This is a genomic window from Rhodococcus quanlei (assembly GCF_055231015.1).
Map to the genome: position 1 here is coordinate 159,449 of NZ_JBUYWD010000010.1, position 26,943 is coordinate 186,391.

The window sequence follows — 26,943 nt, forward strand, 5'->3', positions numbered from 1 at the left end:
GCATGTCCACATACGAAGCTTCCGATACGAATGTCGCACTGGTCACAGGCGCGAGCCGAGGCGTCGGCAAGGGCGTTGCTCTGGCGCTGGGAAGTGCCGGATGGACGGTGTACATCACCGGGCGTGGTCCGGCCGAGGACGGCTCACCGCTGAGTCGATGCGCGGACGAGATCACCGAGCGAGGCGGCAGGGCGGTCCCGGTCGCCTGCGACCACCGCGACGATGCGGCCGTTGCTGCCCTCTTCCGTCGAATCGACGACGAACAGCGCGGGCGCCTGAATCTGCTCGTCAACAACGTGTGGGCGAGCCCGCGCGGATTCGGCGGCTTCGACACTCCCTTCTGGGAGCGGCCGCTGACCGATTGGGACACACTCATCGACGTGGGGCTGCGCGCCCACTACGTGGCGTCGGTCGAAGCAGCCCGCTTGATGGTTGCCCGGAAATCCGGCCTGATTGCACACATTTCGTCGTTCGGTACCCGCGGACACCTCCATTCGGTGCTGTACGGGATGTCGAAAGCAGGTCTGGACAAGATGGCCAGCGACATGGGGGCCGAGTTGGCACCTCATGGGGTCCGCGCCGTCTCGCTGTGGCCCGGGATCGTGCGCACCGAGAAACTGGCGGCAAGCGGCCTCGACACTATCGCCGGGTTTCCCGTGGCGGACGCGGAGAGTCCGGAGTTCGTCGGAAAGGTCATTGCAGCACTGTCCGCCGACCCTGCCCTGCCCGAACGCAGCGGCCATACCTTCGTCACAGCCGAACTTGCCGTCGAGTACGGAATCACCGATCGGGCCGGCAATCAGCCACCGTCGCACCGTGAACCTTTCGGTGGCGGCCCCCTGTTCTGAAACCGCTGGTCATGGCACGATTGAAACGTGACCACCGAGTCGTGTCTGAGCTACTTCGACGGGGAAGGCCGAACGCACAGAGTCGACCTGTCCCCCGAATGCCCACGGCTCACGGTCGGTCGATCGCCACAGAGTGGGCTCCCACTTGCCGCCGATGACGAGGTATCGCGGCTGCACGCTGTCCTCGAGTGTGTGGACACCCACTGGACGATCGTGGATGACGGCCTGTCACGGAACGGCACATTCGTCAATGGTGACCGAATCTCCGGCCGTTACCGCCTGCGCAACGGTGACAGCGTCAGGATCGGTCGAACGGCACTGACGTACCAGGAATTCGGCGGGGCCCTGGACGAGGCCACGCACATAGCGGAGGGGCTGCCCTCGGTCCGTTCACTGACGGAGACACAGCGTGCCCTGCTCACTGCGCTGTGTCGCCCGTACAAGGAGAGTTCGGCGTTCATCCAACCTGCGTCCAACCAGGAGATCGCCGGGGAGCTGTATCTGAGTGTCGACGCGGTCAAGACTCACCTTCGGACATTGTTCGCGAAGTTCGCGGTCGAGGAACTCCCCCAGAATCAGAAGCGGGTCCGATTGGCGGAGTTGGCTCTGCACAGCGGCATCATCAATCGACGGGACTTGTGACTGCTCCTTCGGCCAGGGAGGCCCCTTCGACCACCCGGGACAGCAGGGCACTCACTGCGCTCGCCACTTCCGCGGCGCGTTCGAGAATCACCGAATGGCCGGCACCGTTCACACTCACCAACTCCGAAGACGGCAACCGTGCCGCGATGGCCAGGGAATGCTCGAACGGCGTCATGACGTCGTCGGTTCCGCAGAGGACGAGCGATGGAATATGCATCAATCCGGTCAGCGACTCACGTTCGTCGAACTCCATCAGCGATTGCAGAAAGCCGACCATCGTCTGGGCGGATGTGCTTCCCGCCAGCGCCCCCGCGACCGCGGACAGCCGCGACTGCGCTCCGCCTCGTGACCAACGTGCGGCTGCTCGGCTCGCCACTTCACCGAACCTTCTCGCCTTCTGAACGACGGCAGGCGCGTGACACACGGCAGCCCGCAGCCAGGGAACGGCCCTGGACCGCAGCAAACGCCCGAGCCCCAACCCCGTGATTCCGCCGGCGGCGGTGGCTATCAGCGCAATGCCCACGACCCGGGATCCGATCGAATGCGGATGCGCCCGTGCGTACGCCAGCGCCGCCATTCCGCCCATCGAATGCCCGACCAGGACAACCGGTCCCGTGGGGACGACGGCTTCGATGACCGCGTTCAGGTCACGTCCGAGCTGGTCGATGGTGTCGGCCTCTGCGGACCCGTGCGCCGAGCGCCCGTGTCCTCGATGGTCGTAGAACACCATGCGCACGTCGTCGCCCCATATGTCCCGGAGATGACGGCGCATCGACGACCACGATCCACCGTGCAGGCAGTGCCCGTGCACGAACACGATGGTCATCGGTGCGTCCGCGGGGCCGGACGATCTCACCGCGAGCTGCACTCCGTCGTGAGTCGACACCGACATCCGGCCACCGCGGTCTGCACTGCTGGTCATGATGACTCCTCCTGAGCAGATCTACGGGGCCGGATCCCGGCGCTACGACTGGGCTGGTTCTACTGGGTCGGCTCGGCGCGTCGACCGAATCCGGGAAGCGATCCCGACATTCCGAATTCGTACCCACCGACCGACGCTCCGGTGGGCCCCGCCATGATTCCCTCCACTCCGATCGGGCCCACGTCGGCACCGCCGATCCCGACGTTGCCACTGTTCCCGTTATCTCCTGGGACTCCCATAGTGGCGTCCGGCGGGGTCTCCGCCGTGGCGACACCAGCGACGATGGCGAGCGCGAATGCTGCCGCGAGGATCGCTCCGCCGCAGCGATGGATGTGTGACATCGTTCTTGCCTTCCGAGTGAACGTGCTGCCGGGCCTGTGGATCAACAGAACGGCCATACCACCGCGCAACCGTCCTCGGTGGTGGTGTCACCACCGTTACCGCCGTTGGCGGGGCCACCGTTTGCAGGGCCACCGTTACCGCCGTTTCCGGTGCCGCCGTTCGCATCGCCGGATTGCGCGTCGCCGCTGTTGCCACCCTGCCCGCCGTTGCCTACGTTGATCGGCCCCTGGTTGTTGCCTTCACCGATGGCAACGCCGCCGATGCCGACGTTGCCGCTTCCGCCGGCGCCGCCATTGCCGCCGTTACCCGAATTCGCGTCGCCGGTCTGACCGCCGTTGCCGCCCCCGTTGCCGCCCTGCGACGTGCCACCCTGCGACGTGCCGCCGTTGCCTCCGGGGTCCGCCGTGGCGATTCCCGCTCCCGCGGTCAGCGCGAACGCTGCGATGGCAAAGGCTGCGAAGGAGGACCTGATGGTGTTCGACATTTGCTTGGCTCCCTGTGTGGGTGGTTTTGCTTGCCACACAAGATTCCGCCGAAACCGGCGCCGAAAATAGACACCCAAGGGTGAGTATCCGTCCACCCCTGGATCACCGCCCCGCGACGCCTACGCGTTCCCCCCGAAACCGAACTTTGCCTTGGCTTCTGCGGTCACCGGAGTGAAGTAGTTGATGAGGTTTCCGTCCGGGTCACGAAACAACAGCGAGCGGTTACCCCAGGGCATCGTGGTGGGCGCGTTGACGAAATCCGTGGTGATCTCCTTTATCCGCTCGTATTCGGAATCGACATCGTCGACGAGGAACTCGATGATTGCGGTGTGGTTGTCAGCGGGACGCGCGGAATCAGCTCCGAACAACGCCACCGTTCGCGTGCTGCCGATAGCCAACGCGCCTGCAGCCGTGTGTAGTTCGGCGAAATCAGGCGTCGACCAGCGCGCGGAGATTCCGGTGACGGCCTCGTAGAAGTGCACCAGACGTGCGATGTCGTCCGTGATGACGCGAATCGACACCAGGCCGATAGATGTTCTTGGCGCGGTTTCATTGCTCATGTTCAGCACGCTACGACCAATAGCGGACACCGCACGTCCGGTATTGCGGTACTCCTGCGGTGACCTGTCCCACTATCGGGATCCTCGCACTCTTCGAACCTCAGCAGTCCGGTGGTACCCGAAGAGTCGACGACTCGGCGGACACGCTCGGCGGACGAAGAGGCTCTCGCCGTGCCGATAAGCCTGGTAACCAGTCACCGGGCCGGCTTGCTGACCACGTCTGCGGCTGCAGCCGAGACCCCAGCTAACAACGGCTTCGATTCCACCGAGCGTGCACTGTCCAACCCCGCCGCACCTGTCCGCATAGCCGCCCGCCGCAGCCGACGACGCCCCCCTGTATGCCCGTATCAGGGACGCATCTCGTATGCGCCGTTGTACGCCTTGACCTGCTGCCAGACTCGGTCGAACCGATCGGCGTCGACGACCGGCTTGCGAACCGCTCCGAGGGCCCACTGCTGCTGGGCGTCGGTGGACGACTTCTTGCCGTGCAACGACACCGCGTACGCCGAGAAGTCGCGCACCTGGAAGTCGAAGATCTGGTCCACGAGTTCACGGTCGAGGCCCGTCAGCTCCGCCTGCTCGAGAATGAGCTGTCCGTAGACGATCAGTGAGAACAGGTGCCCGATGTCCAGCATGAAGTCGAGATCCTTCTGCTGAGACTCGTCCGGTGCGGCCGTCGACAGCAGTTCTTTCAGCGCACGCGCCTGCTCATAGAAGACGGCGACGTTCGGAACGTCGGAATTCTTCTCGTACACCGTCGTCCAGTCCGCGAACTGCACCTTCGCGGCGCCGCGGGCCGGTCCCTGGTTCCAGAAGAACTCATCGTTCGTCGCGTCGTTGCGAGTGCCGATCTCGGGGTACTGCGCCGGGTTGAACAGGTAGTTCGGCATGAACTTGATGATCTGTGCGACATTGACGTGCACGGTGCCCTCGAGCCGGGGCAGGGTGCCGATCATGCGGGTAACCTGACTGAAGTAGTTGTCCTTCTCGAAGCTCTTGGCGGCCAGCACATCCTGCAGCGCCGTGATGAGCTTCTCACCCTCGGAGGTCACCTTGGACTTGGTGACCGGGTTGAAAAGCAGGTAGCGACGGTCGTCGAGACTTGCACTGCGGAAGTAGTCGATCGCACGGGTACTGAACAGCTTCATCGCGATCAGCCGTGAGTACGCGTCCACGAAGCTCGTGCGAACGTGGGGAAAGTCGGTGACCGGGTTTCCGTAGAGAATCCGGTTGTCGGCGTGCGTGATCGCCTCGTAGAAGGCGTGCTCACACATGCCGACCGCACCGCTGCACAGGTTGAACTTGCCGACGTTGACGGTGTTCAGCGCCGAGGAGAACGCATCGGGACCGGTGTGGAGGATGTCCTCTTCGCGAACCGGGTAGTTGTCCAGACGGAACGTGCTGACGTACATCTGCCCGTCCACGACGTTGCCGATCAGCTCGTAGTTCTCGTGCGCACTGTCCGCGGCGAACCAGACGTATCCCTCCGCTCCGTCCACGTCCGCGCGCCGACCGAACACCGACACCGTGCTCGCGACGTTGCCGTTGCCGATGTAGTACTTGGTGCCAGACGCGCGGAAAGCCACGCCGTCATCTCCGGGCTGCGCCGGCGTCAGCACCATGTCGGTCGAGTACACGTCGGCGCCGTGGGCACGCTCGGACAACCCGAACGCCATCACCCCACCCTCGTCGAGTTGCTGGGCCGCACGCTTCTTCGCCGTCTGGTTGTCGCTCATCCACACGGGACCGAGGCCCAGGATGGTGACCTGCTCGGCATACCAGTAGCCGAGACCGTAGAAGCCGAGAATCTCCGAGAGGGCCGCGTTGCGGGCGGCGTCCCAACGCTTGTTCGGATCGCCGTCGGCGTATGCGGACGGGGTCAGGAAGGTGGCGAACACCTTCTCCCTCGCCACGAACTCGAGGAATTCGGAGACCCAGACACTGTCGAGATCGTCCTGCAGAAGCTGCTTCTTGCCGCGGCTTTCGAACCAGTCGATCACCGCACGCAACTGTCGGCGAGTCTCCTCGTCGAATTGCTGCGGATCATAGGTGTTGGGGTCGAGGAGCAGCCCACCGGTGTTCGTCACAGTCGTACCTTTCGTCGTATCCCTTGAAACTACCAGTCAGTAACTTAGGAAGGGACGGTTCCGCCACGGACCGCGGCGACGATGGTGACCACCGCGTCATCCGCAGCAATTTCACGTGCCTCACCACCGAAGCGGTCCCGAAGCTCCAGCTTGCCGTCGGCCCAGCCGCGCCCGACGACCACCACCAACGGAACACCGATCAGCTCCGAGTCCTTGAACTTGACACCGGGCGACGCCTTCCGGTCGTCCAGGATGACGTCGAGGCCGGCGCGGTCCAACTCGGCAGCCAGCCCTTCTGCGCCCTCGCGCGCCGTCTCGTCCTTGTTCGCGATGACGAGGTGCGCGTCCGCGGGAGACACCTCGGCGGGCCACCGCAGCCCCTTGTCGTCGTGGTGCTGCTCGGCGATGACCGCCACCAGACGCGAGACACCGACGCCGTACGAGCCCATGGTGGGACGAACCGGCTTGCCGTTCTCGGCGAGGACGTCCACCTCGAACACGTCCGTATATTTGCGGCCGAGTTGAAAGACATGCGCGATTTCGATGCCGCGTGCCGATACGAGCGGTCCGGCGCCATCCGGGGACGGATCCCCGTCCCGCACATCTGCGGCTTCGATGATGCCGTCCGGGGTGAAGTCTCGACCGGCGACCAGACCCACGATGTGCTGCCCGCCGCGATCGGCGCCGGTGATCCAACTCGTGCCCTCCGCGACGCGAGGATCGACGAGATAGCGCACGCCGTTGTCCTGCAGCGCCTTCGGTCCGATATACCCCTTGACGAGGAACGGGTTGGCTTCGAAATCCGCATCGGTGAGCAGTTCGTATTCGCCCGGTTCGAGTGCGGCTTCGAGACGCTTGTCGTCCACCTCCCGGTCGCCGGGGACACCGATTCCCAGCAGCGTCCACTCGCCGCCCGGCGTCCTGGTCTTGACCAGGACGTTCTTGAGGGTGTCGGCGGCAGTGACGGTGCGACCCAGGTCTGCACCGTTCGCCCAGTCGACGAGCGCGCCGATCGTGGGGGTGTCCGGCGTGTCGTACACCTTCGCCTCGGGCAACCCGTCGAACGGGACTGCCTCAGGTGCCAGCGTCTCGACCGCTTCGACGTTCGCGGCATAGCCCGACTCGACGCACCGCACGTAGGTGTCCTCACCGATCTCACTCTCGGCGAGGAACTCCTCCGACGCGCTACCACCCATCGCACCCGACGTCGCCGACACGATGACGTACTTGACGCCCAGACGCGTGAAGATCTTCTCGTATGCAGCGCGATGCGCCTGGTAGCTGGCCGACAAGCCTTCGTCCGTGAGATCGAAGGAGTACGAGTCCTTCATGACGAACTCGCGCCCACGGAGGATGCCGGCACGCGGACGCGCCTCGTCGCGGTACTTGGTCTGCACCTGATAGAGCGTGACCGGGAAATCTTTGTAGGAGTTGTACTCGCCCTTCACCGTCAGCGCGAACATTTCCTCGTGGGTGGGCCCGAGGAGATAATCGTTGCGCCTGCGGTCCTGCAGACGGAACAACTCCTCGCCGTACTCGTTCCATCGGTTCGATGTCTCGTACGGTTCTCGCGGCAGCAGCGCAGGCAACGAGATCTCCTGCGCACCCATCGCGTCCATTTCCTCCCGCACCACCCGCTCCACCTGGCGCAGCACCCGCAAACCGAGCGGCAACCACGAGTAGACGCCGGGAGCGATACGCCGCACGTAACCGGCGCGAACCAACAGCTTGTGGCTGGGCACCTCGGCGTCGGCAGGGTCGTCGCGCAGGGTGCGAAGGAACAGGTGCGAAAGGCGGGTAATCACGGAAACGAGGATAGTCGGCGCGGCGGCCTGCGCGTTCCTCGGTACGGTATCGAGCGTGCTCGTCCTACTTCCCCCTTCCGAGACCAAGTCCGACGGTGGCGCCGACGCCCCACTGGATCTGGCAGATCTGTCGATGCCACAGCTGACCGAGACGCGGGAACTGCTGGTCTCGACGCTCGTCGACCTGGCCGCGGACGTCGATGCCTCGTGCGCCGCTCTCGGGCTCGGGCCCACGCAGACCGACGAAGTCGAACGCAACGCGAAGCTGCGGGTCTCCCCCACACGTCCTGCCCTCGAGCGCTACACCGGGGTGCTGTACGACGCCCTCGATGCCAAGTCGTTCACCCGGGTCCAGCGGGCGAAGGCGCACGCGCGTCTGGGGATGGGTTCCGCATTGTTCGGGGCCGTTCGGGCCGGAGATCTCATCCCCGCCTACCGCCTCAGCGGTGGCTCCAAGCTCCCCCGCCTCGGCACGCTTCGTTCCTTGTGGAAGCCGGAGTTGACCACAGCAATTCAGGAGGAAGCGGACGGGCTGGTGGTCGACCTCCGTTCGGGCTCGTACCAACAACTGGGCCCGATTCCGAACGCGGTGATCGCCACCGTTCTGACCGAAAAGCCCGACGGCAGCCGGACTGTGGTCAGCCATTTCAACAAGCACCACAAGGGTCTGCTTGCGCGCGCTCTCACAGTTACCCGCGCCGAACCGCAGGACGTTCGCGGTGTCGCCCGCGTCGCATCGAAGGCCGGCCTGTGCGTCGAGGTGGCGTCCCCCAACGAACTGATCATCCTCACGGATTGACCGTCAGCCCTGCTGGGCTGCTTTCTCCGCTGCCTGTGCCTGGGCGACCTGTTGCGGCGTGAAACGGATGAACGCTGCGGCGATGCCGGCGATGGCTGCACAAGCAGCGCTACCGACGAGGGCGAAGGTGTATCCCTCGCCGAGCGCCTCGAGTTGCAGCGGTGTCATATCGGCCACCTTCGCCGACACACCGCCGAGCGACAACGTCCGCGACGTCGCCATCGCACCGATCACGGCAAGCGCGAGCGGACCACCGAGCGTCTGAGCCACCTGAGCGATGGCCGCCAACGGACCGATTTCCGTCTCGCCCACACCGGCAATGGCGCAGAGCGGAAGCGGTACCACGGCGAGGCCGACGCCGAATCCGATGCCGATGACAGGAACGAAAAGGTTGGCCAGATACGTCGCCGAGCTGTCGAGGGTCGAACCGTAAAGCAGGCCCACCACCATGATCGTGGCACCCGCTATCACCAGGAATCGCGGCTGGATGCGGATCGCAAGTTTCGACGCGATGGCGGCGGCCGCGCCCAGGCCGAAGGCGAACGGGATGAAGGCGAGGCCGGCTTCGAGAGGGCTGTATCCGAGGATGTCCTGCACGAACAGCGCCACGAAGGCCGCGACCGTGAACATCACCGCGCCGGCGAAGAAGATCGCCACCAGCGTCGCCACCCGGTTCTTGTTCGTGAACAACGAGAACGGCAGCAACGGGTTGTCAGCGGTGCGTTCCACATACAGGAACACCGTGAGCAACAGCAGACCGAACACGAGCGACCCGATCACGAACGGACTCGTCCACCCCAGCTCCGGCCCCTCGGTCAGGGCGAACACGACTCCCGTTGCACCGGCCGTCGCCAGAACCGCACCGGGCACGTCGAGCGGCAACCGCTCCCCTGCCGCCTCCTTCAGCGCCTTCATCGCGCACAGCACGATGAAGATGCCGATCGGGACGTTGATCAGGAAGATCAGGCGCCACGACACCTCCGTCAGGGCGCCGCCGATGATGAGACCGGCAATCGAACCGATGCCCGTCATGGCCGCGAAGACGGCGATCGCCTGATTGCGAGCCGGACCGGCAGCGAAGGTGGTCGCCACCAGTGCCAGGGCAGTCGGCGAGGCGATTGCCGCGCCCACCCCTTGCAGGAAGCGAGCACCGATCAGCATGAACTCTCCGATCGCGAGACCACAGAGCAGCGATGCCAGCGTGAACAGCCCGACACCGAAGATGAACATCTTCTTCCGGCCGAACGCATCGCCGAGTCTGCCACCGAGCAACATGAGCCCGCCGAACGCCAGCGCGTACGACGTGAGCACCCAGTTGCGTCCGCTGTCGCTGAGCCCGAGATCGGACTGCAACGGAGCAAGAGCCAGATTCGCGACGGTGCCGTCGAGCACCACCATCATCTGGAGTCCGCTGAGGACGATAATGGCGAGACCCATGACGCGGGTCGCGCCGGGAGATGCCACAGCGGTTTCGGTTACTCGGGAGTCAGACACAAGAGTTCACGTTACCCAGCGTCTACAGAAAACCCGGCCACCGGCCCGATCACGATGATCGCCGGAGGTCGAATGCCCTCCTCCTGGACCCGAGCCGCCACCGTGGACAGATCGGCTCGCAGCACTCGTTGGGTGCGCAGGGTCCCCTCCTGGATCACGGTGACCGGCGTTCCGGCGGGACGACCGCCCTCGACGAGAACGTCCGCGAACGCCGAGATACGTTCCACCGCCATCAGCAGAACGATGGTGCCCTTCAGCTTGGCCAGAGCAGACCAGTCGACGAGTGAAGCCGGGTGATCCGGCGCGACGTGGCCGCTGACCACGACGAACTCGTGGGTGACTCCGCGATGCGTCACCGGAACACCGGCCGCGGACGGAACCGAGATGGCACTCGTGATGCCGGGTACGACTGTGACGGGAACCCCCGCTGCCGCGCACGCTTCCAGCTCCTCGTACCCCCGCCCGAACACGAACGGATCGCCGCCCTTGAGCCGCACCACGAACTTGCCGGCTTTGGCCCGCTCGATCAACACCGTGTTGATCGCCTCCTGTGCCATGGCCCGGCCGTACGGAATCTTGGCGGCGTCCACGACCTCGACGTGCGGTGCCAGTTCGGCCAACAGTTCGGGCGGCGCCAAGCGGTCCGCCACCACGACATCGGCGTGCGCCAGCAAACGTCGCCCACGCACACTGATGAGGTCCGGGTCACCGGGACCTCCGCCGACGAGGGCGACACCGGCTGCCGGTCGTTCGGCGGAGTCGGTGACCGTGCCGGATTGCAGGGCTTCGACGAGAGCCGTGCGCACTGCCGCGGACCGACGGTGATCGCCGCCCGCGAGAATGCCCAGGCGCATGCCGTCGTACGTGGCCGAGGCAGGAGTGACCGCAGTTCCCTCGCGGGCGCTGTCGGCTCGGACGCAGAAGATGCGACGCCGTTCCGCCTCCGCGACCACAGCGGCGTTGGTTTCGGGTTCGTCGGTGCAGGCGATCGCATACCAGGCGCCGTCGAGGTCACCGTCCGCGTAATCACGCAGTTCGAGGGTGAGTTGCCCGCCAGTTGCCATACCCTCGACGGCAGGGGTCGCCTCCCGGCTGACGACATGAACATCGGCGCCCGATGCGACGAGCAACCCCAGCCGCCGTTGGGCGACCGTGCCACCTCCGACGACCACCACGCGGCGGTCGGTCAAGTTCAGTCCGACGAGATAGTTGCTGTCGTCTCCGGCGGCATTGCTCACGCGCGCTCCCCGTGTGTTGAAGGTGGCTGTCGATACGAGGAAATATTACGGGCAGCCGCCACGACGACACCATTGCACTGCATCTTGGGTGCGACGAGTGGTCCGTACGAGGTCGCGACGATCGCCGACGCTTCCGCGATCCCTCGTAGTCCGGTCGCAACACGAACACGATCCGAGGGATTGGGGATGTCCACGTGTGCGAGCTGGTCGGCGGGGATTCCCACGGCCTGCACGCCGAGGGCGCGGGCGGCCTCCACGAATGCGGGGGCGTCGGCCTTGCGATCGAGAGTAGCGATCGAGATCACCCGGCCACTGACGGAACCATGTGACTGCACGACCAGGACTGCCGACACGATCTGATCGGCCGTGACGCCGGAACCGAATCCGACACCGACGCATACCGTCGGGGCGGCCGCGAACTCTCGCGCTGCGGCCACGAACCGCGTCACAGCCTTCGGATGACCTGCAGGGTGAGTGTGCAGGTACGAGGCGTGGACGCCGATCCCGGTGAAGCCTTCGCGAGTCGGTGGTCCATCCCACGCCCGCCACCCCCACGCCGGATCGAACCCCTCCGCCACCTCGGAGTCGAGTGACGTGCGGTGGAACTCGTGGCCGGTGACGCGCTCACCTGCTTCGAACAGCACCGAATCTCCCAGCGCCACGGCGTCGCGGTAACCGAGAGTCAGGCGGGATCCGAATGTCGCTTCGACACCGATCACTCCGGCCATCGGATGATCCCCCAGACTGCGTGCCAGGTAGAGCAAGCCGGCGCACTCGGCATGGATCGGCGCACCCGATGCGGCCAGTGCCCGAATCTGTGCCGGCAACTCGGCGTTGGCGGCAAGGTCTGCCGAGTGTTCCTCGGGGAACCCTCCGGGCAACACCACCGCAGCAGTGCCTTCGGGCATGCGGTCGTGCAGCGGATCGAAAACGACGACGTCCGCACCCGCAGCCTCGAGCAACTCTCGGTGTTCGGCGTAACCGAACGTGAACGCGTCTCCCCCCGCGACGGCGACCGTAGGCCGGGGACCGGCGGCTGCCGGGCCGACTTCGAGTACGGGGTCCCAGACTGGTGTGTCCACGGCGGACCGGGCGAGCGCGCGGATGCCCGGCAGGTCCAGATGCTGCGCGGCCAGGTCGGTCATCGCCTCGACTGCCCGTACGGCCTCCGAGCCGTGCTCGGAGGCCGGGATCAGGCCGAGGTGACGCGAGGGCACCTCGAGGTCGGGCAGCCGCGGCAGCACGCCGAGCACAGGAAGACCTACACGATCACAGGCCTGCCGAAGGACCCGTTCGTGGCGCGGGCTTCCCACCCGGTTGAGGATCACCCCGCCGATACGCACACCCGCGTCGTACGTGGAGAAACCGTGCAGGACTGCCGCCAGGCTCTGACTGTGTCCGCGCGCATCGACCACCAGCACGACCGGAGCACCGAGCAGCGCCGCCACCTGGGCGGTGGACCCGTCAGCGGACTGCTGCGCCGCATCCGAGTCGATCTTGCCGTCGAAGAGGCCCATCACGCCCTCGACCACTGCGATGTCACAGCCCGCGCTGCCGTGCCGATACAGCGGGCCGATCAGATCGGTACCGACCAGCACTGGATCGAGATTTCGGCCCTGCCGCCCGGCCGCCAACCCGTGATAGCCAGGGTCGATGTAGTCCGGGCCCACCTTGAACGGCGCCACCGCAGCGCCTGAGCGACGCAGTGCGCCGACGAGTCCTGTTGCCACCGTGGTCTTTCCACTTCCGGAAGCGGGCGCGGCTATCACCACCGCGGGAACCGCCGCAGAAGGGGAGTTCACCATTCGATTCCTCGCTGGCCTTTGCGACCGGCATCCATCGGGTGCTTGATCTTGGTCATCTCGGTGACGAGATCCGCGGCGTCCATCAGCGCAGCAGGTGCGTCGCGTCCGGTGATGACGACGTGCTGTTTGCCGGGGCGCGACGTGAGCACCTCGACTACCTCGTCCACGTCCACCCAGCCCCATTTCAAGGGGTACGTGAACTCGTCCAGAACGTAGAACCCGTGTTCCTCGGCGCGTAGACGTCGGCTGATTTCGTGCCACCCTTCGAGGGCAGCTGCGGCGTGGTCTTCCTCGGTGCCGTGCTTACGGGTCCAGGACCACCCCTCGCCCATCTTGTGCCACTGCACCGAGCCACCCTCGCCGGTGTCGTCGTGCAGACGACCGAGGGCGCGAAATGCCGCTTCCTCGCCCACCTTCCATTTGGCGCTCTTGACGAACTGGAACACCCCGATGTCGAAGCCTTGATTCCACGCGCGCAACGCCATCCCGAATGCCGCGGTCGACTTGCCCTTGCCGGGGCCGGTGTGGACCGCAAGAACCGGCGCATTGCGGCGCTGACGCGTCGTGAGTCCGTCGTCGGGCACGCTCACAGGAACACCCTTGGGCATCTGCTGCTCTCCTATGCTGGTTTTCGGGCTAGGCAGCGGCGCGGACGACGCCCGCAACCTGCTGTGCGGACAGTTCACCGAGTCGCACGTAGCCACCTCGGAGTTCACGAGCGAGTTCAGCGGCCAGCCCGAGGCGGACCATGCCGGATTCGCAATCGACCACCACGGAAGCGACGGATGCGTCGGCGAGCAGTCCTGCTGCCACCTTCGCGCGGTGCACGGGGTCCGTACCACCGGTTGCGCGCCCGTCCGTGAGGGCAACGACGAGAGCTCGCCGCTGCGGATCGCGCACCCGTTCACGCAGTGCGACTTCTCGGGCCTTCAGGAATCCGCGAGCCAATGGAGTCTTGCCGCCGGTACGCATCGCGGCGAGGCGGCGCACCGCGATGTCCACCGATGACGTGGGCGGCAACACCAAGTCCGCATCGCGACCTCGAACCGTGATGACCGCTACCTTGTCCCTGCGCTGATACGCATCGCGCAGCAACGAGACCGCGGCACCCGTCACCGCGGACAACCGGTCACGCGCGGCCATCGAACCCGACGCGTCCACCACGAACAGAACCAGGTTCCCTTCACGGCCTTCTCGCTCCGCGCCGCGAAGGTCGGCCGAGTCCAGGATCATCCGACCCGTGGTCCGACCACGCGTGTGCTGATTGCCTGCGGCCGCGAACAACGTGCCCACCAGGTGCAAACCGTGTCCACGTTCGGACGTCGACCGCACCGCACGACCTCGCGACGATCGAGATCGTGACCGCTTGCCCGGCGCCCCTTCACCGACTCCCGGAACCTCGAGCAACCGCGTACTGAAGCCTGCGCCGGGAGGTCCTGCCGGGCGCTCGGGTGATGCGGGCGCACCACCGCCGTCGGGGCCGTCGGGATCTGGGTCCGAGTCGTCACCGTCGGAGGACTCCGGGGCCTGTTGCGACACCTCCTGCTGGTCTGGTTGCGACTCTTGCTGCTGTTGCTCCTGCTGCTGGTGCTCCCGAACGTCGTCGTCCGCTTGTTGGAGGGCGTCGTCGAGTTGTTGGTCGTCGAGGCCGGGTTCGTCGAACGGGTCCCGGCGCCGACGATGCGGCAAGGTGAGCTCTGCCGCGATGCGCACGTCCTCGGCGTTCACCTCGTGTCCGCCACGCCACGCGGCGTGTGCGGTCGCAGTTCTGGCGAGTACGAGATCGGCACGCATACCGTCGACGTCGAAGGACGCGCACAGCGAGGTAATGCGGCGCAGCTCCGACTCGCCGAGCACCACCTCGTCGAGATACTCACGGGCACGACGAATCTCGGATGCGAGTGCGGCGTCCTCCTCCGCGTACCGGCGGGCGAACGCGTCGGGATCGCGCTCGAAGTCCAGTCGACGCCGCACCACCTCCATGCGAACCTCGACGTCCCTCGAAGCGGCAACGTCCACTGCCAGACCGAAACGGTCGAGCAATTGTGGGCGTAGCTCGCCTTCCTCCGGATTCATGGTCCCTACCAGCACGAACTTCGCGGGATGCGAGTGCGAGATGCCGTCACGTTCGATGTGTACGCGGCCCATCGCGGAGGCATCGAGCAGCACATCGACGAGATGATCGTGGAGCAGGTTCACCTCGTCCACATACAGAACACCCTGGTGGGCGGCCGCGAGAAGGCCTGGCTGAAATGCCCGTTCGCCGTCCCGAAGCACCTTTTCGAGGTCGAGTGACCCCACCACGCGATCTTCCGTGGCGCCCACCGGGAGTTCGACGAGCCGCGCGGGCCGGGTCGTTCCGTCGTCGACGACCGCCGGCAGCAACGCGGTCAAAGCACGGACCACCGTCGATTTCGCAGTCCCCTTCTCACCCCGAACGAGCACCCCGCCCACGCCAGGGTGGACCGCGCACAAAATCAATGCCAACCGCAACTGGTCCTGACCCACCACGGCGCTGAACGGATAGCCGGCCTGGCTGTCCGCTTCGGCTGGATCGGATTCTGGTCCCCCAGGCGCGATGACTTCAGACGCGATGACTTCAGGCACGACGACTTCCCTTCGACTCCCGGTATCCACGCCGGGGCTTCATTGCAGTACGCGCGCTGCGGCAACCTGGCTGGGCACGATCGAGACGTCGACCGTTCCGTCACAGTGGCGGGACCGCGCCTGATTCGAACAGGACTTTCCCGCAGCGCACAAGTGCAACACTAGTTGTCGACGCGACCCCGCCGTCCCGTGGGTGTGACCGTGAACGCCTTTCCACCGCTACGACTCATCGGTGTGTGCTCAATACCGTCTTCGAGATGCTCGTCACCGCCGGGCACGAAGCCGTACTTGCCGTACATCTCGACCACGAAGATCGCCACACGCAGCTTCAACAGCGCATGCAGAGACCTGTTGTCCAGATCGAGCGCCCAGGACCGTTCGAGCGCCGCGGTAGCCGTCACGGGAAGCCATGATGGCATTTACCCCCACGGCCACCGCCACGCTCCGAGCCTGCTGTCTAGGCGGAGACTGCGGTCTCGTCGACGTTTGCGGTGTCGAGTTGCAGAACCTTCGACGACCAGTCCCACACCTGCTGGAAGAGGTCGGGGTTGTCGGACAGCTTCACACCGAGTGACGGAATCATCTCGCGCAGCTTCGGCTTCCAGGCCTCGTACTGGCTGGGGAAGCAGCGCTCGAGAACATCGAGCATCGCGGGGACCGCGGTGGATGCCCCCGGAGACGCACCGAGCAGCCCGGCGATCGTTCCGTCACCGGCATTGACGACGGCGGTGCCGAACTCGAGAACACCGCCCTTGCGCTTGTCGCGACGGATGACCTGCACACGCTGGCCTGCGGTAATAAGCTCCCAGTCCTTGGCGAGCGCCTTCGGCACGAAGGCTCCCAACGTGTCGATACGGCCGGCCTCGGTCTTGGCCAGTTCGCTGACCAGGTATTTCACCAATCCGAGCTCGCTGACGCCGACACCGAGCATCGACATCAGGTTGTCGGGCTTGACCGACCCGATCAGATCGGTGAGGCGGCCTTCCTTGAGGAACTTGGGCGACCAGCCTGCATAGGGACCGAAGAGCAGACCCGGCTTGTTGCCGATCACGCGGGTGTCGAGGTGCGGCACCGACATGGGCGGTGCACCGACCGCGGCCTTGCCGTAAACCTTGGCGCTGTGCTGACGAATCAAGTCGGGGTTGGTGCAGCGCAAGAAGGCGCCGCTGATGGGGAAGCCGCCGAAGCCCTTGGCCTCCTTGATGCCCGACTTCTGCAGCAGGTGCAGTGCGCCACCGCCGGCGCCGACGAAGACGAACTTCGCGCGGACGGTCTTCTTCGCACCGGTCCGTCGGTTCGAGACCTTGACCACCCAGGAGCCGTCGGACTGCTTGGAGAGATCGGTGACCTCGTGGCCGAAGTGGATGGTGCCACCCGACGAACCGACATAACCGAGGAGTTGCTTGCTCAGGGCACCGAAGTCGACGTCGGTGCCGTCCTGCGACCAGTTGAGTGCGATCGGCTCCGAGAAGTCACGGCCCTTCGCCATGAGAGGGAGGCGGCGACTGAACTCGTCCGCGTCATCGAGGTACTCGATACCGGCGAACAGAGGATGGCCGGCCAACGCCTCGTAGCGCGCACGCAGGTACTTCACGTTGTCGGCGCCGTGAACGAAGCCTACGTGCGGGATCGGGTTGACGAATTCCTTCGGCTCGGTGAGCACGCCGGTCTCGACGCCGTGCGCCCAGAACTGACGCGATACCTGGAATTGTTCGTTGACGTTGACGGCCTTGGCGATGTCGACGGTGCCGTCGGAGTTCTGCGGTGTGTAGTTCAGTTCGCACAGGGCGGAATGGCCGGTACCGGCGTTGTTCCACGGATCACTGCTCTCGGCTCCCGCAGCGTCGAGACGCTCGAAAAGGGTGATCGACCAATCCGGCTGCACCTGGCGCAGAAGCGCCCCCAGGGTCGCACTCATGATGCCTGCGCCGATGAGCACTACATCCGTGTTCGTCTCTACCGCGTTCTTGTTTGACGCCGCGTTTCTATTTGACACTGGAGAATCGACTTCCTTGTCCATGAGCCGTGCGTGCATCTGCGCGCAATGTTCCATCGAACAGGCTACCCGTGCGTAACTAGCCTCTTCACTGCCCCCAATTGTCCACCTCCCCGCCGCACGGAGATGCACATTAGATTGTGATCTGTGACTACTTGGGTTCCAGACGTCCTCGGCGACGGATACCAGCAGACGACCATTCCGCTCGGCCCCGATCCGGACGGTGAAGGCGAGGTCCGCGCCACACTCGTGCGGTACCAACCGCAGCAATCCGCAGGTCACACCGGCCGAGCGGTTCTCTACGTCCACGGTTACACCGACTACTTCTTTCAGAAACACGTGGCCGAGCACTTCGCAGCGCAAGGTTACGCGTTCTTCGCGCTCGATCTGCGCAAGTGCGGACGGTCACTCTCGCCAGGCCAGACGGCGCACTTCGTATCCGACCTATCGCTGTACGAGCTCGAGCTCCGCCGCGCATTCGACATCGTGCAGGAGGAGATGCAGGGCGACTCCGGTTCGCTGGGCGAAGTTCTTCTGGTTGCGCACTCGACCGGTGGCCTCGTCCTGCCTCTGTGGCTCGACAAGCTGCAACGCAAACCCGGCGGCTCTGCCGGACTCGGCATCACCGGTGTCATTCTCAACAGCCCCTGGTTCGACCTGCAGGGGCCCCCGTATCGGCGTGGCATCGGGACTGTCGCTGTCGATGCGATCGGCAGATTCGCAGCCAAGAACGTCATCCCCGGCACTGGCGACGGCGCGTACGGTGTCAGTCTGCACGTGGGCGGGAACGGTATCTGGAACTACAACCTGGACTGGAAACCTCTCGACGGATTCCCGGTGAGGTTCGGATGGTTGCGCGCCATACGCCGTGGCCACGCCCGGTTGCATCGCGGTCTCGACATCGGTGTGCCCGCCCTGATCCTGCGGTCGAAGAAGACCTACTTCGCTCCCCGTTACGACCCGCGGGTCGATACCGCCGACGCAGTGCTCGACGTCCGGCAGATCGCCCGCTGGGCAGGGTGTCTCGGCGATCGCACCACCATCGTGCCGATCGACGGCGCGCGGCACGACGTCTTCCTGTCGTCGGAGAAACCCCTGGCGATGGCGTTCGACGAGGTAGACCTGTGGTTGGACTGGTTGCACGGACATCAGGAGGCGAGCACATGACTCACTACGATCTCGCGATCATCGGCACGGGGTCGGGCAACTCATTGCCGGACGAGCGGTTCGCGGACCAGAAGATCGCCATCCTCGAAGAAGGCACCTTCGGTGGCACCTGCCTGAACGTGGGGTGCATCCCCACGAAGATGTTCGTCTATGCCGCCGACGTGGCGAATGCGGTCACCCATTCGGGCAAGTACGGGCTGGACGCGACTCTCGACGGGGTTCGGTGGTCCGATGTGGTCAAACGGGTGTTCGGGCGTATAGACCCGATTTCCGCCGGCGGCGAGAAGTACCGCACCGAGGACAACCCGAATGTCACCGTGTACCGGGGCCATTCCCGGTTCGTCGGACCGCGCACCATCGACACCGGAACCGGCGACATCATCACGGCGGATCGAGTCGTGATCGCAGCAGGTTCCCGTCCGATCATTCCGGACGAGGTGCTCGCGGGCGGCGGGCCCTACTACACCAACGAGGACATCATGCGGCTGCCGGAGCTTCCGAAACACTTGGTGATCCTCGGTTCGGGCTTCGTCGCCGCCGAGTTCGCACACATCTTCGGCGCACTCGGCAGCCACGTCTCGATCATCGCCCGCGGCCCACGTTTGCTACGCCACCTCGACGACGAAGTCTCCCAGCGGTTCACGGGTCTGGCGAAGGACAAGTGGGAGTTGCACACGAACACCACTCTGGCCTCGGTGCACCGCTCCGGCGACGGGGTCCGCGTCGATCTGTCCGACGGGACCGCCATCGACGCGGACGCCCTGCTCGTAGCCACGGGACGCCGCCCCAACGGAGACCTCCTCGATGTCGGCGAGGCCGGAGTCGAGTTGGACGAGAACGGATCCGTCGTCGTCGATAAGCACCAACGCACCACAGCCGAAGGCGTTTTCGCCCTGGGCGACGTGTCGTCGCCCTATCAGCTCAAGCATGTCGCCAACTACGAGGCGAGGGTGGTGCAGCACAATCTCCTCCACGACGCCTGGAACAACACGTCCGATCTTCGCGCCACTGACCACCGTTTCGTGCCCGCCGCAGTGTTCACCGATCCACAGATCGCCGATGTCGGCCTCACTGAGAACGAGGCACGCGCACAGGGTTTCGACATCACCGTGAAAGTGCAGGCATACGGGGACGTCGCGTACGGGTGGGCGATGGAAGACGACGAGGGGTTCTGCAAGGTCATCGCCGAGCGGGGCACCGGTCGGTTACTGGGCGCACACGTGATGGGGGCCCAGGCCTCCACCGTGATTCAGCCGCTCGTGCAGGCGATGAGCTTCGGACTCGACGCCACCACGATGGCGACCGGCCAGTACTGGATTCATCCGGGCCTACCGGAAGTTGTGGAGAACGCCCTCCTCGGCCTGGAAATCTGAACCAGTTGATCTGAGCCCCTCACCAGGGACTGGTGCGTAGCACGATCTCACTCGCGAGTTCTGCCCCACGGTCCCTCGGCACGTTGTCCGTCGCGGGAGTCTCCACGATGCGAAGATCGCCGTACACGTAGCGGCCGCTTGCGTCGACGTCCCCGCGATGCCCGGAGTTTCCGACCATCACGGTGGTCGGAAGCTCGACCGGCGGGCATTCCGTACCGCGGACGGCTGGATGTGGACGATCACACACGATCAGGCTGGCGAACTTCCCGAAGTGGCGAGCCGCCAACTCCCATGCCAGGTCGGCGCCCGCGCCACTGCCCACGAGGTTCACCCACCCCACACCGAGTTGGTCCAGCACGCTCAGGACGGATTCCTGCGTCCATCCTCCACCCTCTGGAACCACGGTCCGCAGATCCGAACTGTGCAACCGCTCGCACACGGCGTCGTAGACGGTGGGCGTGTCACCCTCACCAGCCAGCAAGAGCACCACGTGCTTGCTCGCAGGTCCGTCCACTCGAACAGTCCGGTCGTCACCGCCCACCGCCACGTGAATCAACTCCATGGATCGAAACGGTACGCGATCCGATTCCCTCTTGCGTCTCCGACGAATCACCCCTACGGTTCCTTACATGACTAATGAACCACGCAACCAGGGAAGGTGATGTCGTGCTCGACGACGGCAAGCCGCTCTTCCTGCAGATTGCGGAGATGGTCGAGAACTCGATCATCGACGGCTCCCTCCCCGAAGAGGAGCAGGCGCCGTCGTCGAACGAGCTTGCGGCGTTCCACCGAATCAACCCTGCGACCGCGGCCAAAGGACTCAATCAGCTCGTCTCCGACGGCATCCTCTACAAGAAGCGGGGCATCGGACTGTTCGTGACGCAGGGCGCGCCGGATGCGCTGCGCTTTCGCCGCCGCGAGCGATTCGCCCGCCAGTACATCGACCCGTTGGTCGCGGAAGCCGACAAGCTCGGTCTCGACATCGACGAGATCAAGACCATGCTCGAACAACGAGAGGAGGCGTGATGAGCGCCGCAACGATCGACAGGCTCGGCATCCACACCGACACCGATGTCATCGCGTCGACCCGAGGGCTGACCAAGCGTTTCGGGTCGTTCACCGCACTCGAGGACGTCACCATCAACCTGAGCCGCAACCGAATCTACGGCCTGCTCGGGAGCAACGGCGCCGGCAAGACGACGCTGATGCAGATCATGACCGGCCAGGCCTTTCAGTCGTCCGGAGAGGTCGCCCTGTTCGGCGCGACACCTCACGAGAACACCGACGTGTTGCGCGAAGTGTCCTACATTCGGGAGGGGCAGTGCTACCCGACCGACTTCAAGGTCAAGCATGTCCTCGCCGCCGCGCGCCACCTACTGCGAGACTGGGACGAGGACTTCGCACAGGACCTGCTCCGCGACTTCGACCTGCCGACCGATCGCAAGGTGAAGAAGCTCTCCCGCGGCATGACATCGGCCCTCGGAGTGGTGATCGGCCTCGCGTCGCGCGCTCCGCTGACGTTCTTCGACGAGCCGTACCTCGGCCTCGATGCCGTTTCGCGGCATCTCTTCTACGACCGACTCCTCGCCGACTACGCAGAGCACCCACGCACCATAGTCCTGTCGACGCACCTCATCGACGAGGTTGCCGATCTGCTCGAACACGTGATCCTCATCGATCACGGCCGCATCATCGCCGACGCGGACGCCGACGAGCTCAGAGAGTCGGCGATCGTGGTGGCCGGCCCCTCGGCGGATGTGGACCCGTTCGTCGGATCTCGCACCGAACTTCGCCGCGAGTCGATCGGAAACCACACACGGGTCACGCTGCGATCCGGTTCGCGTTCCGAGGACGTCGCTCACGCCAAAGCCCTCGGACTGTCGGTCGAATCCGTATCACTGCAACAACTCATCGTCGACACCACGACCCAGCAGGGAAAGGACCCCCAATGATCAGCCGTGCACTGTCCGTATCACGAATCCACACCGTCGCGTGGCCACTTCTGGTGGCGTGGCCGGTCGGAATTCTCGTTGTGGCATTCATCATCCCGTGGGCGATCTTCGCCATCGTGCAGACCGAGGAAGTCGCCTACACGGGAAGCGTTTCGGCGCTACTCGGTGTTGCCCTGTCGTTCTACATCGGCGCGATGACCCAGACCTTCCCGTTCGCGCTCGGCATGAGCGTCACCAGGCGGGACTACTTCGCGTCGACCCTCGTCGTCGCCTTCGCTCAGGTCGTAGGCTTCGGTGTGATGCTGTGGGCCCTGGCCGGCATCGAAACCTCCACGGACGGTTGGGGTGTGAACATGGTGATGTTCGGAATTCCGAACATCTTCACGTCGAATCCTCTGGTCCAGCTCGGAACGTATCTTGCCGTCCTCGCGCTGATCGCCGGTATCGGGCTGTTCGTCGGCGCACTGTACCGGAGGTGGCGAGTCACCGGCCTCTACTCGGTGGGCGCCGGAATACTCGTGCTCGGCGGCCTTCTCGCCATCGTCATCACCTGGCAGGGGTGGTGGCCCGCCGTGGGTAGTTGGTTCGCAGACGAACCGCGAGTCGTCACGATGGTTGCACTGCCCGCGGTTCTGGCGGCGGCATCCACCGTCGGTGCGTGGCGACTGATCCGCCGCGCACCGGCCTAACGTTCACGCGAGAGAACGGTTTCGACGGTGGGCAGCCCCGATGGAGCCCCGCCGTCGAGCAGTTCCAGAACCGCGTCTACGTCCAGGTACTTCTCGACCAGATCCGCCAACAGGTCTGTCTGGGTCGCCCGAATTTCCGAGACATCGGTGGCCGGCGCGGGCACGAATCCCCGACGTCCGGCATGGTCGGCGATGTCGGCCAACAAGATTCGCCTGAATCCGTCGGACTCGAGCAACCCGTGCCAGTGCGTTCCGTACACGGCGCCACGAATACTCCCCTCCGCGGCACCGTCACGAGTGTGCAGCAGCGGCGGATCCCCGTTGCGGCGCACCCGACCGTGATGAATTTCGTAACCGGACACCGGAACACCGTGTGCACTTCCGACAACCTGTGCCAGCACCTTGTTCTTCTCGAACTCGACTTCGAGGTCCAGCAGGCCCAGTCCCGGAACCTCCCCTGCACCGGACTCGATGTCGTCCACGATCACGGAGCCGAGCATCTGGTATCCACCGCAGATCCCGAGGGTCGGTCCGCCTCCCCGCGCACGTGTGGCGATTGCGTCCGCCAAACCGGTGCGGCGCAGCCACTCGAGGTCGCTCACCGTGGATTTGCTTCCCGGCAGAACCACCAGGTCCACACCTTCAAGGCGGGACGGTTCCGTCACCCAGGTCACCGACACTCCCGGCTCGCAGGCAAGCGCCTCCACGTCGGTCGAGTTCGAGATGCGCGGCAATCGCACCGCGGCCACGCGCAGCCATTCGTCACCGACAGGCGGCGCCGACCGGCCCACCGGCGCATCCGCGACCAGCCCTAGCGAATCTTCTGCGTCGATCCACAGGTCGCTCGCGAAAGGGATCACCCCCAGCGTGGAACGGCCGGTAAGAGCACGCAACTGTTCCAGACCGGGCTCCAGGAGCGACGGGTCGCCCCGAAACTTGTTGACCACGAACCCCGATATCAGTGCTTGGTCCTCCGGTGCCAGCACCGCCAATGTTCCGAACAGATGCGCGAGTACTCCCCCGCGGTCGATATCGCCCACCACGATCACAGGCAGTCGCGCCGTCTGTGCCAGCCCCATGTTCGCCAAGTCGGTTGCACGGAGATTGATCTCGGACGGGGACCCGGCACCCTCGCAGATCACGTAGTCGAAGTCGCCGCGCAGCGCATTCAGGTCTTCCGCCACGATGTCGCGCAGTCGCTCACGATGCTCGATGTAGTCGCGGGCCCCCACCGACGTTTCGGCACGGCCTCGGACCACGAGTTGCGACGTTCGATCGCTTCCCGGTTTCAGGAGAATCGGGTTGAAGCGGACACTCGGCTCGAGCCCGCATGCGTGCGCCTGCAGCGCCTGTGCGCGTCCGATCTCCCCGCCGTCCAACGTGACGACGGAGTTGTTGGACATGTTCTGCGCCTTGAACGGTGCCACCGAGAGACCGCGGCGCGTGAGAAGCCGACAGAGACCCGCAACCAGTACGCTCTTGCCGGCGTCCGACGTCGTGCCCGCAACGAGCAAGGCTCCCCCGCGCGGACGGCCCGTCACGGCAGGGTCAGAATCTCGGCGCCCGAATCGGTGACCACCAACGTGTGCTCGAACTGGGCAGTCCACTTACGATCCTTGGTGACCACGGTCCAGCCGTCCCCCCAGATCTCGTACTCGATGCCGCCCAGGTTGATCATCGGTTCGATGGTGAACACCATGCCCGGCTCGATGATCGTGTCCACGTTCGGCTGGTCGTAATGCAAGATCACGAGGCCGTTGTGAAATGTCTCGCCGATGCCGTGCCCGGTGAAGTCCTCTACGACGCCGTAGCCGAACCGGTGGGCATAGGACTCGATGACACGGCCGATGACGTTGAGCGCGCGCCCCGGCTTGACCGCCTTGATCGCCCGCATCGTCGCCTCGTGCGTACGCTCCACCAGAAGCCGGTGCTCCTCGGACACGTCCCCGGCGAGGAAGGTCGCATTGGTATCGCCGTGCACACCACCGATGTACGCCGTGACGTCGATGTTGACGATGTCGCCGTCCGCAACCACCGTCGAGTCCGGAATGCCGTGACAGATCACCTCGTTGAGCGAGGTGCAGCACGACTTCTCGAAACCCCGGTACCCGAGCGTCGAGGGGTACGCGCCGTGGTCACACATGTACTCGTGGGCGATCCGATCCAACTCGTCGGTGGTCACACCCGGAGCGACAGCCTTACCCGCCTCCTGCAACGCTTGCGCCGCGATCTTGCTTGCGAGCCGCATCGCCTCGATGGTCTCGGGCGTCTGCACCCACGGTTCGTTGCCCTCGTTCGCGGTGGGCTTCCACGCGTATTCGGGCCGCTCGATACTCGCCGGCACGGCGCGAACAGGCGAAACGGTTCCAGGACGGAGAGCGGTGCGAGCAGACATGACCGCCAGATTACCTGCGCCACGACCCCTGTCCCCCTGTGCGTGGTCGACGAGTCTCTGGACTGGCCGGCCACGCACGGGGGCGTCAGCCCTTGCGGAGGATGTAACGCTGCACCTTGCCGCTCGGCGTCTTCGGCAGCGACGGAACGAAATGCACCGTCCGCGGATAGGCGTGAGCGGCGAACTTGGTCTTGACCAACTGCTGCAGCTCGGCTTCGAGAGAATCGGTTCCCTCGACCCCGTCCCGCAGTACGACGAACGCCTCGAGCACCTCACCGCGCAACTCGTCCGGCATACCGACCACGGCAGCCTCGACCACGTGCTCGTGCATGACCAGCACACTCTCGACGTCGAAGGGTCCGATGCGGTACCCGGCCATGATGATCACGTCGTCGTCGCGCGCCGAGAAGTAGAAGCACCCGTCCTCGTCGACCATGCCCGCGTCCCCGGTGACGTACCACCGGCCGCCACCTGCGTAGCGGCTCGCAGTCTTCTCCGGCGCGTCGACGTATCCGGCGAACCACAGCAGCGGGCTGGCCTCGACGTCGATCGCGACGCGTCCCTGCGTCCGCGGCGGGGCGGGTTCGTCCGCGTCCTCGCGAAGCACCGTGCACGCCCAACCCGGTAACGGCAGACCCATCGATCCAGGACGCACGTCGGCGCGAACACCGTCTGCCCACGCGTTGCAGATGAACATGCCGTGCTCGGTCTGCCCGTAGTGGTCACGCACCTCCACGCCCAGCGCTTCCTTCGACCACGCCACCACGTCGGGAGTGAGCGGTTCACCCGCGGACGACGCCCGTCGCAGGGACAGTCCGGAGGGAACCGGAGACTCGTCGGCGCGCAGACTCCGGTAGACCGTCGGTGCCGCCGCGAAGTTGGTGACCCCGAACTTCTCCATGACCTGCCAGGTGAGGGACGCCGAGAAGCCCGCTTGCAACAAGAGGCTGCGGGTCCCGGCGGCCATCGGACCGAGCAGCGCGTAGTAGAGCCCGTACGCCCAGCCCGGGTCGGCGGCATTCCAGAAGACATCGCTGGGCCGAACATCCAGGCCGAACTCCTGATAGGCGTGAAACGACGCCAACGCCGACACCGGAACGGGAACGCCCTTGGGGGTTCCTGTGGTGCCACTGGTGAACAGCTGCACCAGCGGCCCGCCGCCACCGACCACGGCTGCCACACCCTCGGGGTCGTCCACCCGACGCGATTCCACGAGCTGTGCGAAACTCTTCCCTTCTGCCGGTGATGCACCCGCCACCACGACCTGCCACGACGGGTCGGCGGGCATGTCCGCGCCGGGCGCGAGTTTGGCTACCTGGTTCGAATCGGCGACCACCACTTTCGCCCCGCTCGCCTGGAGGCGGAAAGCGATCGCCGGCGACGCGAATGCGGTGAACAGCGGAACGTGCACAGCACCCCGGCGCCAGATCCCGAGCAACGCGACCACCAGATCGGCAGACTTGCCCATCAACGTGGCCACGTGATCGCCCGGATCCACTCCCAGCCCGGCAAGGGCAGCCGCGAACCGCGTCGATCGCTCCCGCAACTGCCCGTACGTCAGATCTGTGTGCGAAAGATCTGCTTCGACAACCGTGAAGGCCACCGCATCGGACGGGTGCCGGTCACACAACAGGGCTGCCGCGCACGCCTGTGGGGTGTCGTACTGCTCGAGCAGCTCGCGTACTCGCGCATCCGTATCGCCGTGCATCCGTGACTCCTCCTACTCCAGTCGGACAA

The 26,943-nt window shown here is 65.3% G+C and carries 25 protein-coding genes and 1 pseudogene; 8 read left to right on the forward strand and 18 right to left on the reverse strand.

Features of this window, described 5'->3' with window-relative positions; translation table 11 throughout:
• The first annotated feature begins 2 nt into the window (after positions 1 to 2).
• Positions 3 to 848, forward strand: coding sequence for an SDR family NAD(P)-dependent oxidoreductase (locus ACZI8Q_RS08300; protein ID WP_463373031.1), 846 nt, complete (start codon positions 3 to 5; stop codon positions 846 to 848).
• A gap of 27 nt (positions 849 to 875) precedes the next feature.
• A complete protein-coding gene (locus tag ACZI8Q_RS08305; protein WP_463373032.1) occupies positions 876 to 1,490 on the forward strand; it encodes an FHA domain-containing protein in 615 nt (204 codons plus the stop codon).
• Here the strand turns inward: ACZI8Q_RS08305 and ACZI8Q_RS08310 are convergent.
• The 6 genes from ACZI8Q_RS08310 to ACZI8Q_RS08335 all read right to left on the reverse strand — a co-directional run bounded on the left by ACZI8Q_RS08310 (position 1,471) and on the right by ACZI8Q_RS08335 (position 7,691).
• Entirely contained in the window at positions 1,471 to 2,412 is a 942-nt protein-coding gene (locus tag ACZI8Q_RS08310; protein ID WP_463373033.1) for an alpha/beta fold hydrolase, read from the reverse strand. The genes ACZI8Q_RS08305 and ACZI8Q_RS08310 overlap by 20 nt on opposite strands.
• 59 nt (positions 2,413 to 2,471) lie before the next feature.
• A complete protein-coding gene (locus tag ACZI8Q_RS08315) occupies positions 2,472 to 2,753 on the reverse strand; it encodes a hypothetical protein (RefSeq protein WP_463373034.1) in 282 nt (93 codons plus the stop codon).
• Between the two features lie 41 nt (positions 2,754 to 2,794).
• The gene (locus ACZI8Q_RS08320; RefSeq protein WP_463373035.1) at positions 2,795 to 3,238 is read right to left on the reverse strand and encodes a hypothetical protein; all 444 of its coding nucleotides are present in this window, start codon (positions 3,236 to 3,238) and stop codon (positions 2,795 to 2,797) included.
• Positions 3,239 to 3,358: 120 nt separating this feature from the next.
• Positions 3,359 to 3,799: a VOC family protein gene (locus tag ACZI8Q_RS08325; RefSeq protein ID WP_463373036.1), complete on the reverse strand. Its 441-nt coding sequence runs from the start codon at positions 3,797 to 3,799 to the stop codon at positions 3,359 to 3,361.
• A gap of 347 nt (positions 3,800 to 4,146) precedes the next feature.
• Positions 4,147 to 5,886, reverse strand: a complete 1,740-nt coding sequence (locus ACZI8Q_RS08330) for an acyl-CoA dehydrogenase family protein (RefSeq protein WP_463373037.1) — start codon at positions 5,884 to 5,886, stop codon at positions 4,147 to 4,149.
• 44 nt (positions 5,887 to 5,930) lie between these two features.
• The gene (locus tag ACZI8Q_RS08335) at positions 5,931 to 7,691 is read right to left on the reverse strand and encodes a proline--tRNA ligase (protein WP_463373038.1); all 1,761 of its coding nucleotides are present in this window, start codon (positions 7,689 to 7,691) and stop codon (positions 5,931 to 5,933) included.
• Between the two features lie 55 nt (positions 7,692 to 7,746).
• On the opposite strand from ACZI8Q_RS08335, the gene yaaA reads away from it, so the two are divergent.
• Positions 7,747 to 8,490 carry a peroxide stress protein YaaA gene (gene yaaA, locus ACZI8Q_RS08340; protein ID WP_463373039.1) on the forward strand — a complete coding sequence of 248 codons (744 nt, stop codon included), beginning with the start codon at positions 7,747 to 7,749 and terminating at the stop codon, positions 8,488 to 8,490.
• Between the two features lie 3 nt (positions 8,491 to 8,493).
• On the opposite strand, the gene ACZI8Q_RS08345 is transcribed toward yaaA, so the two are convergent.
• From ACZI8Q_RS08345 to mqo, 8 genes and pseudogenes are all read right to left on the reverse strand, one after another.
• Entirely contained in the window at positions 8,494 to 9,927 is a 1,434-nt protein-coding gene (locus ACZI8Q_RS08345; RefSeq protein ID WP_463373169.1) for an MFS transporter, read from the reverse strand.
• 68 nt (positions 9,928 to 9,995) lie between these two features.
• Entirely contained in the window at positions 9,996 to 11,222 is a 1,227-nt protein-coding gene (gene cobA / locus ACZI8Q_RS08350; protein ID WP_463373040.1) for a uroporphyrinogen-III C-methyltransferase, read from the reverse strand.
• Complete coding sequence (locus ACZI8Q_RS08355) at positions 11,219 to 11,659, reverse strand: cobalamin biosynthesis protein (protein WP_463373170.1); 441 nt, start codon at positions 11,657 to 11,659, stop codon at positions 11,219 to 11,221. The genes cobA and ACZI8Q_RS08355 overlap by 4 nt, the downstream gene beginning before the upstream one ends.
• Positions 11,633 to 13,027: pseudogene (locus tag ACZI8Q_RS08360) on the reverse strand (cobyrinate a,c-diamide synthase); the annotation flags it as partial. The pseudogene ACZI8Q_RS08360 and the gene ACZI8Q_RS08355, both read right to left, overlap by 27 nt.
• Complete coding sequence (cobO, locus tag ACZI8Q_RS08365; protein ID WP_463373041.1) at positions 13,021 to 13,635, reverse strand: cob(I)yrinic acid a,c-diamide adenosyltransferase; 615 nt, start codon at positions 13,633 to 13,635, stop codon at positions 13,021 to 13,023. The gene cobO and the pseudogene ACZI8Q_RS08360, both read right to left, overlap by 7 nt.
• Before the next feature lie 28 nt (positions 13,636 to 13,663).
• Positions 13,664 to 15,607 carry a magnesium chelatase subunit D family protein gene (locus ACZI8Q_RS08370; RefSeq protein ID WP_463373171.1) on the reverse strand — a complete coding sequence of 648 codons (1,944 nt, stop codon included), beginning with the start codon at positions 15,605 to 15,607 and terminating at the stop codon, positions 13,664 to 13,666.
• A 188-nt stretch (positions 15,608 to 15,795) separates the two neighbouring features.
• Complete coding sequence (locus ACZI8Q_RS08375) at positions 15,796 to 16,035, reverse strand: hypothetical protein (RefSeq protein ID WP_463373042.1); 240 nt, start codon at positions 16,033 to 16,035, stop codon at positions 15,796 to 15,798.
• A 56-nt stretch (positions 16,036 to 16,091) separates the two neighbouring features.
• Positions 16,092 to 17,654, reverse strand: coding sequence for a malate dehydrogenase (quinone) (gene mqo, locus ACZI8Q_RS08380; protein WP_463373172.1), 1,563 nt, complete (start codon positions 17,652 to 17,654; stop codon positions 16,092 to 16,094).
• 123 nt (positions 17,655 to 17,777) lie between these two features.
• Between mqo and ACZI8Q_RS08385 the strand changes: the two genes are divergently transcribed.
• Together ACZI8Q_RS08385 and mtr are read left to right on the forward strand one after the other, a co-directional pair.
• The gene (locus ACZI8Q_RS08385) at positions 17,778 to 18,797 is read left to right on the forward strand and encodes an alpha/beta hydrolase (protein WP_463373043.1); all 1,020 of its coding nucleotides are present in this window, start codon (positions 17,778 to 17,780) and stop codon (positions 18,795 to 18,797) included.
• Complete coding sequence (gene mtr, locus ACZI8Q_RS08390) at positions 18,794 to 20,170, forward strand: mycothione reductase (RefSeq protein ID WP_463373044.1); 1,377 nt, start codon at positions 18,794 to 18,796, stop codon at positions 20,168 to 20,170. Before ACZI8Q_RS08385 ends, mtr begins: the two co-directional genes overlap by 4 nt.
• A gap of 19 nt (positions 20,171 to 20,189) precedes the next feature.
• Here mtr and ACZI8Q_RS08395 read toward each other — a convergent pair whose 3' ends face one another.
• Complete coding sequence (locus ACZI8Q_RS08395; protein ID WP_463373045.1) at positions 20,190 to 20,732, reverse strand: alpha/beta fold hydrolase; 543 nt, start codon at positions 20,730 to 20,732, stop codon at positions 20,190 to 20,192.
• Positions 20,733 to 20,836: 104 nt separating this feature from the next.
• On the opposite strand from ACZI8Q_RS08395, the gene ACZI8Q_RS08400 reads away from it, so the two are divergent.
• Genes ACZI8Q_RS08400 through ACZI8Q_RS08410 form a run of 3 tightly spaced genes read left to right on the forward strand, consistent with a single transcriptional unit; the run spans position 20,837 to position 22,811 of the window.
• Positions 20,837 to 21,196: a GntR family transcriptional regulator gene (locus tag ACZI8Q_RS08400; protein WP_463373173.1), complete on the forward strand. Its 360-nt coding sequence runs from the start codon at positions 20,837 to 20,839 to the stop codon at positions 21,194 to 21,196.
• Complete coding sequence (locus ACZI8Q_RS08405; protein ID WP_463373046.1) at positions 21,196 to 22,122, forward strand: ABC transporter ATP-binding protein; 927 nt, start codon at positions 21,196 to 21,198, stop codon at positions 22,120 to 22,122. Before ACZI8Q_RS08400 ends, ACZI8Q_RS08405 begins: the two co-directional genes overlap by 1 nt.
• Positions 22,119 to 22,811 (forward strand): ABC transporter permease, encoded by a 693-nt coding sequence (locus ACZI8Q_RS08410; protein WP_463373047.1) that lies wholly within the window; start codon positions 22,119 to 22,121, stop codon positions 22,809 to 22,811. The genes ACZI8Q_RS08405 and ACZI8Q_RS08410 overlap by 4 nt, the downstream gene beginning before the upstream one ends.
• On the opposite strand, the gene ACZI8Q_RS08415 is transcribed toward ACZI8Q_RS08410, so the two are convergent.
• The 3 genes from ACZI8Q_RS08415 to ACZI8Q_RS08425 all read right to left on the reverse strand — a co-directional run bounded on the left by ACZI8Q_RS08415 (position 22,808) and on the right by ACZI8Q_RS08425 (position 26,914).
• On the reverse strand, positions 22,808 to 24,352 hold the full coding sequence (locus tag ACZI8Q_RS08415; RefSeq protein WP_463373048.1) for a cobyric acid synthase: 1,545 nt from the start codon (positions 24,350 to 24,352) through the stop codon (positions 22,808 to 22,810). The two genes, ACZI8Q_RS08410 and ACZI8Q_RS08415, sit on opposite strands and share 4 nt — an antisense overlap.
• Entirely contained in the window at positions 24,349 to 25,206 is an 858-nt protein-coding gene (map, locus tag ACZI8Q_RS08420) for a type I methionyl aminopeptidase (RefSeq protein WP_463373049.1), read from the reverse strand. The genes ACZI8Q_RS08415 and map overlap by 4 nt, the downstream gene beginning before the upstream one ends.
• Positions 25,207 to 25,291: 85 nt before the next feature.
• Positions 25,292 to 26,914, reverse strand: a complete 1,623-nt coding sequence (locus ACZI8Q_RS08425) for an AMP-binding protein (protein ID WP_463373050.1) — start codon at positions 26,912 to 26,914, stop codon at positions 25,292 to 25,294.
• Positions 26,915 to 26,943 lie beyond the last annotated feature (29 nt).